At 65.8% G+C, this 13831-nt stretch carries 14 protein-coding genes; 2 read left to right on the forward strand and 12 right to left on the reverse strand.

All coding sequences use genetic code 11. From position 1 onward, the window contains the following. The 5 genes from Q4G50_RS13140 to dxr form a co-directional block, all read right to left on the reverse strand. Nucleotides 1-459 (reverse strand): M24 family metallopeptidase (locus tag Q4G50_RS13140; protein ID WP_303378104.1); only part of this gene is annotated, 459 nt, incomplete at its 3' end. Nucleotides 460-464: 5 nt separating this feature from the next. After that, complete coding sequence (locus Q4G50_RS13145; RefSeq protein ID WP_303378105.1) at nucleotides 465-2264, reverse strand: penicillin-binding transpeptidase domain-containing protein; 1800 nt, start codon at nucleotides 2262-2264, stop codon at nucleotides 465-467. Between the two features lie 21 nt (nucleotides 2265-2285). Continuing rightward, the gene (gene ispG, locus Q4G50_RS13150) at nucleotides 2286-3443 is read right to left on the reverse strand and encodes a flavodoxin-dependent (E)-4-hydroxy-3-methylbut-2-enyl-diphosphate synthase (protein WP_303378106.1); all 1158 of its coding nucleotides are present in this window, start codon (nucleotides 3441-3443) and stop codon (nucleotides 2286-2288) included. Between the two features lie 10 nt (nucleotides 3444-3453). Then, nucleotides 3454-4665 carry an RIP metalloprotease gene (locus Q4G50_RS13155; RefSeq protein WP_303378107.1) on the reverse strand — a complete coding sequence of 404 codons (1212 nt, stop codon included), beginning with the start codon at nucleotides 4663-4665 and terminating at the stop codon, nucleotides 3454-3456. Further along, on the reverse strand, nucleotides 4662-5837 hold the full coding sequence (dxr, locus tag Q4G50_RS13160; protein WP_303378108.1) for a 1-deoxy-D-xylulose-5-phosphate reductoisomerase: 1176 nt from the start codon (nucleotides 5835-5837) through the stop codon (nucleotides 4662-4664). The genes Q4G50_RS13155 and dxr overlap by 4 nt, the downstream gene beginning before the upstream one ends. A gap of 111 nt (nucleotides 5838-5948) precedes the next feature. Here dxr and Q4G50_RS13165 point away from each other — a divergent pair, with 111 nt between their 5' ends. Beyond that, on the forward strand, nucleotides 5949-6437 hold the full coding sequence (locus tag Q4G50_RS13165) for a DUF2631 domain-containing protein (RefSeq protein ID WP_303378109.1): 489 nt from the start codon (nucleotides 5949-5951) through the stop codon (nucleotides 6435-6437). A gap of 413 nt (nucleotides 6438-6850) precedes the next feature. On the opposite strand, the gene Q4G50_RS13170 is transcribed toward Q4G50_RS13165, so the two are convergent. Genes Q4G50_RS13170 through rlmN form a run of 3 tightly spaced genes read right to left on the reverse strand, consistent with a single transcriptional unit; the run spans nucleotide 6851 to nucleotide 10270 of the window. Beyond that, a complete protein-coding gene (locus Q4G50_RS13170) occupies nucleotides 6851-8380 on the reverse strand; it encodes a hypothetical protein (protein WP_303378110.1) in 1530 nt (509 codons plus the stop codon). Then, entirely contained in the window at nucleotides 8377-9153 is a 777-nt protein-coding gene (locus Q4G50_RS13175; RefSeq protein ID WP_303378111.1) for an ABC transporter ATP-binding protein, read from the reverse strand. Before Q4G50_RS13175 ends, Q4G50_RS13170 begins: the two co-directional genes overlap by 4 nt. Before the next feature lie 19 nt (nucleotides 9154-9172). Continuing rightward, nucleotides 9173-10270 (reverse strand): 23S rRNA (adenine(2503)-C(2))-methyltransferase RlmN, encoded by a 1098-nt coding sequence (gene rlmN, locus Q4G50_RS13180; protein WP_303378112.1) that lies wholly within the window; start codon nucleotides 10268-10270, stop codon nucleotides 9173-9175. Between the two features lie 92 nt (nucleotides 10271-10362). On the opposite strand from rlmN, the gene Q4G50_RS13185 reads away from it, so the two are divergent. Then, complete coding sequence (locus Q4G50_RS13185) at nucleotides 10363-10806, forward strand: lipopolysaccharide assembly LapA domain-containing protein (RefSeq protein ID WP_303378113.1); 444 nt, start codon at nucleotides 10363-10365, stop codon at nucleotides 10804-10806. 108 nt (nucleotides 10807-10914) lie between these two features. Here the strand turns inward: Q4G50_RS13185 and Q4G50_RS13190 are convergent, their stop codons facing one another. From Q4G50_RS13190 to tsf, 4 genes are all read right to left on the reverse strand, one after another. Then, nucleotides 10915-11787, reverse strand: coding sequence for a phosphatidate cytidylyltransferase (locus Q4G50_RS13190; RefSeq protein ID WP_303378114.1), 873 nt, complete (start codon nucleotides 11785-11787; stop codon nucleotides 10915-10917). Between the two features lie 50 nt (nucleotides 11788-11837). Beyond that, the gene (gene frr, locus Q4G50_RS13195; protein ID WP_303378115.1) at nucleotides 11838-12395 is read right to left on the reverse strand and encodes a ribosome recycling factor; all 558 of its coding nucleotides are present in this window, start codon (nucleotides 12393-12395) and stop codon (nucleotides 11838-11840) included. A 64-nt stretch (nucleotides 12396-12459) separates the two neighbouring features. Beyond that, entirely contained in the window at nucleotides 12460-13230 is a 771-nt protein-coding gene (pyrH, locus tag Q4G50_RS13200; RefSeq protein ID WP_303378116.1) for a UMP kinase, read from the reverse strand. 71 nt (nucleotides 13231-13301) lie between these two features. Beyond that, on the reverse strand, nucleotides 13302-13831 hold a 530-nt coding region (tsf, locus tag Q4G50_RS13205), incomplete at its 5' end, for a translation elongation factor Ts (protein WP_303378117.1).

Raw genomic sequence — 13831 nt, forward strand, 5'->3', positions numbered from 1 at the left:
GACGTTGCCGGCGAGGAAGGTGGCGTTGGTGTCGCCGTGGACGCCGTTCTTGTAGGCGGTGACGTCGATGTTGACGATGTCGCCGTCCTCGATGACGGTGCTGTCGGGAATGCCGTGGCAGATGATCTCGTTCATCGAGGTGCAGGTGGACTTGGGGAAACCGCGGTAACCGAGCGTCGAGGGGTAGGCACCGTGGTCGCACATGTACTCATGGGCGATGCGGTCGAGCTCATCGGTGGTGACACCTGGGGCGACGGCAGCGCCGGCCTCCTTCAGCGCGTTGGCGGCGATCTTGGAGGCCTCGCGCATGGCCTCGATGACCTCAGGCGGCTGGATGAAGGCCTCGCCGATGTTCTCCTGGACCTCGTCCTTCCATACGTACTCGGGCCGCTCGATGGCATCGGGGACGGTACGGATCGGGGACATGCGGCCGGGGACGAGGGGGGAGCGTGAAGTCATGCCTGTCATGGTATCGCGCGTTCGGCGCGGCGCTGGTCGAGGGTGGTGAACATGCGGTCGGTGATGGCCACGGCCGTTTCCGAGCCGCCGCCGAGGACCACGAGGGTGGCAAAGGCGATGTCATCGTCGCGGTAGCCGGCGAACCAGGCATGCGAGCCCTGGTTGATCTCGGCCTCACCGGTCTTGCCGTGGATGGCGCCACCAGCCTGCATGCCGCGGGCGGTGCCGGTGGTGACCACCGAGCGCATCATCTGCTGCAACTGGGCGATCGCCTCCGGTGACGGAGCCGGGACGTCCTCGGAGACTTCGGTGGTGTGGCCGTCGATAAGCACGGGGACGGGGGTGGAACCGTTCGCGGCGGTGGCGGCGACGAGTGCCAGGCCGAAGGGGCTGGCCAGGTCGAGTCCCTGGCCGTAACCGGCCTCGGTGCGGTCCAGCGGGGTCTCGCCCTCGGGGATGGAGCCGGTGACGGTGTGCAGGCCGGGGATGGAGTAGTCGATCCCCAGGCCGAATTGCTTGCCGACGTCCGCCAGCTCCCCCGGTGCCAACTGCGTCGACATGTCCGCGAAGGTGGTGTTGCAGGAGGACGCGAAGGCGCGTTCCAGTGGCACGTTACCAAGCGAGAACTGGTTGTAGTTGTTGACGATGCGCCCGTAGATATTCATCGAGCCCGGGCACGGCACGATCGACCCGGTGCTCAACCCCTGGCGTTCCAGACCGGCGGTGGCCGTGATGATCTTGAACACCGAGCCCGGCGGGTACAGGCCCGACAGGGCCAGGTCGCCCTTCTTATCGGCGGCCCCGGTCTGCGCGACGGCCAGCACCTGCCCCGTCGAAGGACGAATGGCGACCAGCATGGCCTCCATGTCGGCGCGCATGTTGACCGCCTCCTGCGCGGCCTGCTGGATATCATGGTCCAGGCCGATGCGTATCGACGGCGCCGGCTGCGCCGCGTGATACTCCACATCATCGATCGGCGCGCGGTGCTCGTTGACGGCAGTGACCTTCCAGCCGTTGGCACCGTCAAGCTCATCGGCGACGATCGAGGATACGCGCGCCATGATGTCCGGGGCGAAAGATGGATCGCGGTTGACCATGGCGGCCTCGTCGTTGAGGATGATCCCCTCGATGTCCCCCAGTTCTTCCCTGGCGCGCGGGCCTTCCTGCTGGTCGATCATGGTCACCGAGTAGACCCCCGACGCCCGGGACAGCTCTTCCGCGAGCTCGGCAGCGTCAATCCCCTCGATCGTGGCGGCGATACGGGCCGCCACCGGACGGACATCACTGATCTTTCCCAGGTCGACGAGCACGCGATACTTCGTGCCCGGCTGCAGAATCTCCACCCCATCAGAGGAAACGACACTGGCCTTCGCCGCCGGCACGGGCCGCAGCTCCAGGTGCTGGTTGGCACCCAGGCGCGGATGCAGGACGGTGGGCTGCCAGCGCACGGTCCAGTCATCGGCCGTCTTGGTCAACGTGAGAGTCGTGTCGTAAGAGAGATTGCGCTCACGCGGCAGCTGCCAGTCCAGGCGATAGTGGGCGGTGGCGATGTTCTCGCGCACCTCCACATCCTCCAGCGTCGGTGTCAGGGCTTCGGCCTGCAGGCCCGCCCAGGTGGCGTCGATGACGTGCTGGGCGGTGGCGGGGGCGTCGATAAGCTCGGCGATGGTCGCGGCGTCACGCTCCGCGAGAGCCGTGAGGAAATCCTCGGCGACGGGCGTGGCGTCCAGCGGTTTCGGCGTGCACGACACTAACCCGACGGCCAGCGCCGCCACGAGCACAACCCCGCGAACTTTCCCTGTCATACGCGCAGGTTAACAGACTGCCTAGCGGGTAACCTTCACCTCGGCGCGCGCGCCCTCAACCTCTTCCAGGCCCTGCTCCTCGGCGATACGCATGGCCTCCTCGATGAGCGTCTCCACGATCTTGGACTCGGGCACCGTTTTGATGACCTCGCCCTTGACGAAGATCTGCCCCTTGCCGTTGCCGGAAGCCACACCGAGGTCCGCGTCACGCGCCTCACCCGGGCCGTTGACCACACATCCCATGACGGCGACTCGCAGCGGGAACTCCATGCCTTCCAGCCCGGCGGTGACTTCCTCGGCCAGCTTGTACACATCAACCTGGGCGCGGCCACAGGACGGGCAGGAGACGATCTCCAGCTTGCGGGGGCGCAGGTTCATCGACTGCAGGATCTGGTCACCGACCTTGATCTCCTCCACCGGATCCGCCGAGAGGGAGACACGGATGGTGTCGCCGATGCCCTCCGAGAGCAGCGCTCCGAAAGCCACCGAAGACTTGATCGTGCCTTGGAAGGCGGGGCCCGCCTCAGTCACACCGAGGTGCAGCGGGTAGTCACACTGCTCGGCGAGCTGACGGTAGGCCTCGACCATGATGACCGGGTCGGAGTGCTTGACGGAGATCTTGATGTCGCCGTAGCCGTGCTCCTCGAACAGCCCGGCCTCCCACAGCGCGGACTCCACCAGTGCCTCCGGGGTGGCCTTGCCGTACTTCTCCATGAGGCGGGCGTCGAGGGAACCGCCGTTGACGCCGATACGGATCGGGATGCCCGCATCGCCGGCCGCCTTCGCGACCTCCTTGACCCGGCCGTCGAACTCCTTGATGTTGCCCGGGTTGACGCGCACCGCGGCGCAGCCGGCGTCGATGGCGGCGAAGATGTACTTCGGCTGGAAGTGGATGTCCGCGATCACCGGGATCGGGGACTTCTTCGCGATGATCGGCAGCGCCTCCGCATCAATCGTCTTCGGGCAGGCGACGCGCACGATGTCACAGCCCGAGGCCGTGAGCTGGGCGATCTGCTGCAGCGTGGCGTTGATGTCATGCGTCTTGGTGGTGGTCATGGACTGCACCGTGATCGGGTGATCCGAACCGACACCGACGTTGCCCACCATCAGCTGGCGGGTCTTTCGACGCGGCGCGAGAGTGGGGGGCGGAGCGTCCGGGATACCAAGTCCGATGTTCATGCGCCCAACTCTAGCCGAACAGTCTGACAGGGTTGACCACGTCCGCGACGATGACGAGCATGCCCACCGTGAGCAGCACCGCCGCCATCGCGTAGGTGACGGGCAGGAGCTTCTCATAGTTCGCCGGACCTGCCGGAGATAGGCCCCGCAGGCGACGGAAGAAGTCGCGCACCTTCTCCCACAGGACGACGGCGATGTGCCCGCCGTCGAGTGGCGGCAGCGGCACGAGGTTGAACAGGGCGAGGAAGAAGTTGAGCGAGGCCAACATCATCCAGAACATGTTCCACAGGGAGCGTTCCACCAGCTCACCGCCGACGCGCGAGGCACCGACCACGCTCATCGGCCCCTCCATGTCGCGCTCCGCGCCGAAGATGGAGGCCACCACGCCGGGGATCTTCGCCGGGAAGCTGGCGAGGCCGCGGACGGTGGCGTCGAGGAGATCCCACGTGAAGGCACCGGTGGCCCCGACCGCCGCGACGGGCCCATAGGACACCCACGCATTATCGATCGGCGCGTTACTCAGCCCCACCGCACCCGCGGTGACCTCGGCGCCGGTGGCATCCAGACGCGTCACCGGAGTGACCGGGACCGTGATATCGAGGGTCTGCGCGCCGCGCTCGATGGTGAGCACGACCTCCTCCCCCGGCTTTGTCAGCACCGTGTCGCGCAGCTGCACGAAGGACTCCATCTGCTCCCCGTCAAGCGCGATGATGCGATCTCCCGGCCGCACCCCGGCCTCCCCCGCCGGGCCGACACCCGAGCAGTCTGCCAGGGTCTCCGGGCCCGTCTGGTCGGAGACACACGAGACCTCCCCGACGGTGGGTGTGGTGTCCACGTTCGGGTTGGGCAGGCCGGAGGTCACCGCCAGGCCGTAGATGATCATCACGCCGACGATGACGTTCATCACCACCCCGCCCGAGAGCACGATCACCCGCTGCCACCACGGCTTATTCACCATGGCGTGCGGTTTCTCATCCTCGGTGACCGGGTCCTGCGCGGTCATGCCCGCGATGTCACAGAACCCACCGAAGGGTAACGCCGCCAGGCCGTAAGTGGTGTGCCCGCGCCTGATGGACCACACCGTCGGCCCGAAGCCGATGAAGTAGCGGCGCACCCGCATCCCAAACGCGCGCGCGCTGAACATGTGGCCCGCCTCATGCAACGCGATGGTCACGGCGATGCCCAGCGCAAATAGGACCACCCCGAGCAGGTATGCGCTCACTTCACTCCCTCATGCTTATCGACGATCGCGTTAGCCCTGCGCCGCGCTTCCACTTCCACGGCCAGGATGTCATCGACCGACGACGGTACACCAGCGAACTCATCCGCCTTGTCCAGGACCTCCGCCACGGTGTCGACGATCTGTGGGAAGCGGATCCGCCCCGCCAGGAATGCGGCGGCCGCCTCCTCGTTCGCGGCGTTGTACACCGCCGGGAAAGTACCTCGCCGCGTGGCGACCTCGCGGGCGAGGGCGACGGCGGGGAAGGCGGCGTCGTCAAGCGGCTCAAAACGCCAATCATGTGCCTGGCTGAAATCCAGTGCCGGCTGCGCGCGGGGCACGCGGTGCGGCCAATCCAATGCCAGGGAGATCGGCAGCTTCATCGACGGCGGGGAGGCCTGCGCAATCGTCGCACCGTCACGGAAGGTCACCATGGAATGGATGATGGACTGGGGGTGGACGGTGACGTCGATACGCTCTGCCGGGATGTCGAAGAGCAAAGTCGCCTCGATAAGCTCCAGCCCCTTGTTGACCAGCGTCGCCGAATTCAGCGTGTTCATCTGCCCCATCGACCACGTCGGATGCGCCGCCGCCTGCTCCGGGGTGACATCCCACATCTGCTCGCGCGTACGCCCGCGGAATGGCCCGCCCGAGGCCGTGAGCACCAGGCGCTCCACCTCCGCCGCCGTCCCCGAATGTAGGCACTGCGCCATGGCTGAATGTTCGGAATCCACCGGCACGATCTGCCCGGGGCCAGCCTGCGCCATCACCAGATCACCACCCGCCACCAGCGACTCCTTATTAGCCAGCGCGAGAGTGGTGCCCGCCTCGATGGTGGCGAGGGTGGCCGCGAGCCCCAGCGAACCGACCAGCGCATTAAGCACCGTGTCCGCCTCCGTGTTGCGCACCAGCTGCTCCGCGGCATCCGCGCCCGCGATGACCGGACCACCCAAGGCGTCGGCTACCTCGGCGGCCGCACCGTGGTCCGCCACTGCCACCTGCCCCGGAGCCAGGCCCAACTGCCGGGCCTGCGCGATGATCAGCGCCGGGTCAGAGCCACCCGCCGCGATACCCACCACCTGAAAAAGATCCGGGTTATCGGCCACGACCTCGATCGCCTGGGTACCAATCGACCCGGTGGAGCCTAAAAGGAGAACACGTTTGGGACTATTCACAGCTTCTATTGTGTCACTGCCAAACTCGTGGGGGTGTTTTGTCGCAACCGGGGCAACTATGTGCAAAGATATGGGGCAAGTTAAACCTGCCTTCATGACAAGGAGAACAACGTGGCTGCTTCCCACGAGATCGTGCCCGAGGTTCACAAGGGAACCTCCACCCTGGACGTGCCCTCCGCCGCTTATGGTTGGAGCGAGCTCTCCCGCACCACCGTCCAGGTCTCGGGTTGGGTATCGGTCCTGATCCTGCTGGGTTACAACTTCGGTAACCACGAGGGCCACGTTGAGACCATCTGGCTGCTGAGCATCGCCGCGCTCGTCGCCATCGGTCTGCTCATCCACCTCTTCGAGCCGAAGCTCTCCCAGGTGCGCACCCTCTCCGCCCGTAACCAGCCGGTCGGCCACAAGGAGCCGGACTGGACCTACGACCAGAAGACCCTGTCGGGTTCCTACGAGAACCTCACTGATGATCAGCTCATTGCCATGAACATCGACCCGCGTCGCGTGCAGCACCTGCGCACCACCCCGGCCGTCGAGGCGAACCGCACCGCCGCCACCGGCACCGGTTCCACCGCTACCAGCGAGCTCGAGGCCCGCTAAGCAAGCGCACTTTCTTCGACCGCTCTCCTGTTGGAGGGCGGTTTTTGCGTTGGGTGCGCCTGCAGGGACGAAATTCTCATCCCCCCCCCCACAGAGCATGCACCGAAAGCGCGCACGTGCGCGCATTTCTGAAGTGTCACCGAAGTGAGCGCTCTGCGCTGCGCAGAAGCCCCCACGTTTGCTCATATCCCCCATGCATATGCACAGCAAAAATGCCCATCTGCAGTGAGAGCGCTGCCGCCGGCGCCCCTCAAGCGCGCACGTGCGCGCTTCCCGGTGACAAGGTGTCACCGATGTGATGAGACACCGGCACACACTGAGCTACCCAGAATCCCCCACGTTTGCTTACATCCCACATGCATATGCACAACAGAAATACCCATCTGCAGTGAGAGCGCCATCACCCCACCAGACTAGTTCACCCAGCGGTGGACCTTGGCGTAGATCTCCGGCAGCGAGGTCTCCACGCGGCGGACCGCTGCGCGCAATGCGAACCAGTAGAGAAGCGCAGGCAACGCAATCGCAAGCAGAACGCCGGGTACCGGCCAGCCGAGAAACGCGACAATTGCGCCGGGGACGACAGGGATCCACCCGGTGAGCAGTGAGCCGAAGGTGGCCACGAATGCTGCACCGGAGAAGCCGGACTTGTCGGCCCACGGGCTCGTGCCCGGTTGCGCGGTGGGGAAAGGATTGAATGCGGACAGCAGCAGCGCCAGGGCGGCGACGGTGATGAACATGCCCAGCGACAGGCCGACCACCAGCATGGCGCGCGCGGTGTCGTCGGCGAGGATGAGCGCGGCGATATCGAAGATGAGCAGCAGGATGAGCATCGGCGTGAGCTGTGCGAGGTGCCGGCCCAGCACGAGGGAACGGGCGGGCACCGGGGTGACCAGGTGGGTCCAGCCGGCGGGGCCGTCGTAGCCATAATCGTTGGCGGCGACGGCACCAGAGGCCAACGCCAGGAACACGATGCCCATGTAGAGGGTGAGGTCACTGGAGTAGCCCTGCACCAGCAGGATGATCGCGACGAGGGGGAAGGCAGCGATGGCTCCCAACATGCGGGGATCCCGGCGGAAGTAGCGCACGCCACGGGAGTACACCATCGCTGCAGGGGTCTCTGGCAGGCCGCGGAGGAGCACGCCTTCGGTACGCTCGCCGGTGTCCTCGCGGGTCACTTCATCGAGGGGGGCGATGAGCTTTCTGGCCACCACTGTCTGCCACCACCACACCCCGGCGGCGACGGTGAGCACGACGATGAGAAGGTGAGCGAGGGCGGTGAGGAAGGCGGCGTCGGCAAGCGCGGCGACCACTCCCCCGGCGGCGCCGACGGGTGACCACGCCAGCCAGCCACCGATGCGGTTGAGAGGGATGTTTTCAGTGCCGTAGTTGATGAGCACGTTGAAGCCGAAGATCATCGCGATGACCAGCACGCCGCTGAGCACATTCATCCGCTCGGAGGACACACGCCCCGCACCGGCGCTGAAGGTGCGTACCACCTCACCCAGCAGCAGGGTAACGACCAGGGTCAGTGGTGCCACGAGTAGCCACACGGGCCCTGACATCCACACCGCCAGCGCGGTGGTCAACACAGTGGCCACCACGGCGGTGACACCGCGGGTGCTCAACAGCGCCGCGGCGGCCATGGCGGGCAGGATCTCCCGCGCAGACACCGGCAGCGACGCGAAGTCGGCGGCCTTCAGCTGACCTTCACCAGAAGGGATGACCACCATCACCGCGATGTAACCGAGGGTGCCGATCGCGAACACACCTGCCCAGCCCCAGTCACGCTCGGCGGGGTCGAGCATCCAGACGGTGAAGGTGAAACTGGCGATACCGATGAGCGCGTAGAGCATGACCAGGATCGCCATGATCCAGGCAGCCTGATTGGCCTTCATCGAGCGTGCCCACAGGGTGCGGTGCAGACGGATGAGCAGTCCGGTCACTGTTCACCTCCACGCAGCCAACCGAAGGATCCTTCCGCGAGGTGCCCGCCGCCGACGTAGGACACGAAGGTGTCGACCAGGCTTGCACCCTGGCGTACTTCATCGACGTGCCCGGCAGCCAGTACCCGGCCCTCGTTGATGATCGCCACGTGGTCACACAGTCCCTCCACCAGTTCCATGACGTGACTGGAGAGCACGACCGTTCCGCCGCGCGCCGCGAAATTGCGGAGGATCTGCTGGATGAGCCGCCCGGAGACGGGGTCGACGGCCTCAAGGGGCTCATCGAGAATGAGGATCTCCGGATCGTGCAGCAGCGCACCGGCGAGCAGGATCTTCTTCTTCATGCCAGCGGAATAGTCGACGATGAACTTGGAGCCGGCGTCGCTGAGTCCGAGGGCGTCGAGAAGCTCGGTGGCTCGGCGCTCGACCTCATCCTGCGGCATACTGCGCAGCCCGCCGAGATACTGCAGGTACTCGCGGCCGGAGAGGCGGTCGAAGACGGGCACACCGTCGACGAGCAGCCCCATCGCCTGCTTCGCCGGCTCCGGATTTTCCCACACGTCATGCCCGGCGATCCACGCCCGCCCCTCCGTCGGCCGCGCCAACCCGGTCGCCAGAGTGATCATCGTCGTCTTACCGGCCCCGTTGGGCCCGACGATGCCGTAGAGGGATCCGCGCGGGATGTCCAGAGAAAGCTTATCGACGGCCCGGTGCTCACCGTAGACCTTCGTCAGGTCACGCACCGCCAGGGCTTGAATAGTGGGATCAATCATGGCCCCTAGGGTAGCGTCGCTACTTCTCCTCGGCAGCCAGCTGACCGCAGGCCGCCGCGATCTCCTGCCCGCGGGTGTCACGCACGGTGCACGGCACACCCTGGGCGATGACCCGGCGGACGAACTCATCCTGGCGCTCCTTCGGGGAGGCGTCCCACTTCGACCCCGGGGTGGGATTCAGCGGGATGAGGTTGACGTGCACCTTGGGGCCGAGCGCCTTATGCAGCTTCTTGCCCAGCATTTCAGCGCGCCAGTCCTGATCGTTGATATCCCGGATCAGTGCGTATTCGATGGACACGCGGCGGCCCGACTTGTCGGCGTAGTAGCGGGCGGCGTCGAGGACCTCCTGCACGCTGAAGCGGTTGTTGATGGGCACGAGGGTGTCGCGCAGCTCATCATCCGGGGTGTGCAGGGACACCGCGAGGCGCACGGACATATCCTCATCCGCCAGCTTGCGGATCGCCGGTGCCAGGCCCACCGTGGACACCGTGACATTGCGCTGCGAAATACCGAAGCCCTGCGGGGAAGGCTGCGTGATCTGCCGGACCGCCGAGACCACCCGCTTGTAGTTCGCCAGCGGCTCGCCCATGCCCATGAAGACGATGTTGCTCAGACGCGAACCCTCGGCCTCCATCGTGGCGGCTGCGGCACGCACCTGATCGACGATCTCCGAGGTCGAGAGGTTACGGTCCAGGCCGCCCTGGCCAGTGGCACAGAAAGGACACGCCATACCGCAACCTGCCTGCGAGGAGATGCAGAGGGTGGCACGGTCCGGGTAGCGCATGAGCACGGACTCCAGCAGCGTGCCGTCGTTGAGACGCCACAGGGACTTGGTGGTGTCCCCGTCATCGGTTTCAATCGAACGCACCGGAGCGAGCAGCGTCGGGAAAAGTTCCTTCGTGATGGTCTCCCGGGCATCGGCGGGCAGATCCGTCATCGTCGAAGGATCAGCCTCGAAGCGGCCGTAGTAGTGGCGGGCGATCTGATCGGCGCGGAATTTCGGCAGGCCGAGGGCGGTGATGCGCTCGATGCGCTCCTCGGGGGTGAGGTCGGCGAAGTGCGTCGGCGGCATGCCGCGCTTCGGGGCGGAGAACTGGAGGGTCACGGGTTCAGCCATAATGCCTCCCATCCTCCCACGTATCCGGGTTGTTGCCCAAGTATCCGGCGCGTTACGTGGCGGAACTCGCATACACAGCGTTGAATAATGGTATGACACGTCCTCAAGATCACGACCCCGTATACGACGCTGACCCCGTGTACGACATAGAGCCGGACCGTACCCCCGCCGTCCGCGACGAGCCGATGCCAGACCACCTCGACGAGCACCGGGACGTCCACGCCGAGGAGACCCCCGCGCCCCGCGGCCCCGTCACCGAAACCGAGGTGGAGACCAAGGTCAAAAGCTCCCTGGCCGGAGGCACGTGGGCGGCCCTGATCATTGGCGCGCTGCTGCTCATCGCCCTGTTGGTGTTTATCCTGCAGAACCAGCAGCAGGTGGAGCTCAACGTGTTGACGTGGACCTTCTCCTTCCCCGCTGGTATCGCCTACCTCTTCGCCGCCATCACCGGCGCGCTCATCATGGCACTCGTCGGCGGGGTGCGGATGCTCGAGCTGCGCCGACAAGTCAAGCGCCAGCGCAAGATGCGGGGTTAGGTTCGGGGCTCGGTGGCGCCCCCTCGGGATCGCCCGCGTGGGCTCGGGATCAGTCTCCCCGGAGAGCCCTCCCGAGTTCACGAACCCGAGCCCCGAGCCCCGAGCTGGCTAGCCGCCGAGGATGCTGAGCACCAACCAGGTGACCATCGCAGACGGCAGCATCCCGTCGAGGCGGTCCATGAGGCCGCCGTGGCCGGGCAGCAGCGTGGACATGTCCTTGATACCCAGCTCGCGTTTGAACTGGGACTCCACCAGATCGCCGAGCGTGGCACAGACAACCAGTCCCAGGCCCATGAGCGCGCCGATCCACCACGCTTCCCCCAGCAGCAGCGACACGGTGAGCGCGCCGGTGAGCACGCCGCCGATAACCGAACCGATGAAGCCTTCCCAGGACTTCTTGGGGCTCACCGCCGGTGCCATGGGGCGGGAGCCGAACATCACGCCCGCGATATAGCCGCCGGTATCGGAGGCCACCACACAGAGCATGAACGTGACGATGTACACCCCGCCCCAGATTCCGTCGGGGGAGGCGATGAGGGAGAGCATCGCCGCGAAGGAGGCGAACAGTGGGATCCAGGTGAGCACGAAAATGGCCACCGCCGTGTCCCGCAGATAGTTCTGCGGCGGGGTGGTACGTCCGTGGTAGAAAAGCCGGCCGAACATCATGAACAGCACGGCGGTGACGTAGGCGGCGACCAGGCCGGTCGTGCCGAAGGGCCAGGACAGCCACACCATGAGCTGTCCCAGCAGCATCATCGGCACCCGCGGGATGAAATACGAGTGCTCCCGCAGCCGCATGATCACTTCCCAGGTGGCCACGGCCACGGCGGCCGCCACGAGCGGGTACCAGCCGAAAGGCCCGACCCACACCGCGAGCAGCACCAAGGCCCCGAGGACGACGCTGACGCCGATGGCCGCCGGCAGGTTACGGCCGGCGGAGTTCTTCGGTTTCGGAAGATGCCCCAACGTCGCTTCAGTCACCTGGAGCCTCCTGGATTGTGGTCGAATCGTCGATAAGCATGAAGGAGGTACTAAACCTCCATCAGCTCCTCTTCCTTGCGGGACACCAGATCATCGATCTGGGAGACGTAGGAAGCGGTGACCTTGTCCAGCTCCTTCTCGGCGGCCTGGACCTCGTCCTCACCGGAGTCGCCGTCCTTCTGCAGCTTCTTCAGCTGCTCCATGCCCTTGCGGCGGATGTTGCGGATGGCGATCTTGCCGTCCTCGCCCTTGCCCTTGGCCACCTTGACCATGTCCTTACGACGCTCCTCGGTCAGCTGCGGGATGGTCACGCGCAGCACCTGGCCGTCGTTGGTGGGGTTGACGCCGAGGTCGGAGTTGCGGATGGCGTTCTCGATGTCGTTCATGACGTTCATCTCATATGGCTTGATGATGAGCATGCGCGGCTCCGGCACCGAGATGGTGGCCATCTGGGTGATCGGGGTGGGCACGCCGTAGTACTCGGCGATGACGCCGTTGAACATGGCCGGGTTGGCACGGCCGGTGCGGATCGTCGTCAGATCCTCACGGGTGTGCTCGACGGTGTGGGACATGCGGTCCTCGGACTCTAAGAGGATCTCGTCGATCATGGGTGAAGCCTTTCTGAAGGTGTGTTTACCTGCATCAATCTACCAGGATGCGGGCTAGGGGCAGCTAGGACTTGACCAGCGTGCCGATCTGCTCGCCGGCGACTGCGCGGGCGATGTTGCCTTCGGTGAGCAGGTTGAATACGAGGATCGGCATGTCGTTGTCCATGCACAGGGAGAAGGCGGTGGCGTCGGCGACCTTGAGACCCTTCTCGATGACCTCGCGCGGGGTGATCTCGTGGTAGAGCTCCGCATCCGGGTTGGTGCGCGGGTCATCGGAGTACACTCCGTCGACACCCTTGGCCAGGAAGAGGACGTCGCAACCGATCTCCAGGGCGCGCTGGGCGGCGGTGGTATCGGTGGAGAAATACGGCATACCCATGCCCGCGCCGAAGATGACCACGCGGCCCTTCTGCAGGTGGCGGGCGGCACGCAGCGGCAGGTAAGGCTCGGCGACCTGGGCCATGTTGATGGCGGTCTGCACGCGGCAGTCCACGCCCTTCTGCTGCAGGAAATCCTGCAGGGCCAGGCAGTTCATCACGGTGCCGAGCATGCCCATGTAGTCGGAGCGGGCGCGGTCCATGCCACGCTGCTGCAACTCCGCCCCACGGAAGAAGTTGCCGCCGCCGATAACCACGGCGATCTCTGCACCGGTGTTCGCCACCTCGGCGATCTGGCGGGCGACGTTCTCCACGACATCGGGGTCAATGCCGACCTCGCCGCCGCCGAACATCTCACCTCCGAGCTTCAACATGACTCGCTTGTAGCTGGTCCGTTTCGGGCTGGGGCTGGTCACCGTGAGGGCTCCTTGAGAAGGGGGCAGTTGATCGCAGTCCATCCTATCCCCTGCCCGCAAAGCGCGAAAACCGCCGCGCCCCGAGGGGCAACGGCGGTTCGTCGATAAGCGGCTTAAGCCTGGCCGACCTCGAAGCGCTGGAAGCCGGTCAGGGTGACGCCGGCGTCATCCATGAGCTGCTTCACGGTCTTCTTAGAATCAGCGACGGAAGCCTGCTCGAGCAGGACGACGTCCTTGTAGAAGCCGTTGAGACGACCCTCGACGATCTTCGGGATAGCCTGCTCCGGCTTGCCCTCCTCGCGGGTGATCTGCTCGGCGATGGAACGCTCCTTCTCCACGACCTCAGCCGGAACGTCCTCGCGGGTCAGGTAGCCGGCCTTGAGGGCGGCAACCTGCATGGCGGCGGCCTTGGCGGCAGCCTCGGCCTCTGCACCTTCACCGGTGTAGGCGACCAGGACGCCGACTGCCGGCGGCAGGTCGGAGGCACGCTGGTGCAGGTACACGGCCACGTTGTCACCCTCGAGGGTGGTGGCGCGACGCAGCTCGAGCTTCTCGCCGATCTTGGCGGACATCTCCTGCAGCACATCAGCGGCCGGCTTGCCGTCGACGTCAGCGGCGGCGAGCTCCTCCGGGGTGTTGGCCT

It is taken from the genome of Corynebacterium sp., assembly GCF_030538285.1.
GTDB lineage: Bacteria > Actinomycetota > Actinomycetes > Mycobacteriales > Mycobacteriaceae > Corynebacterium.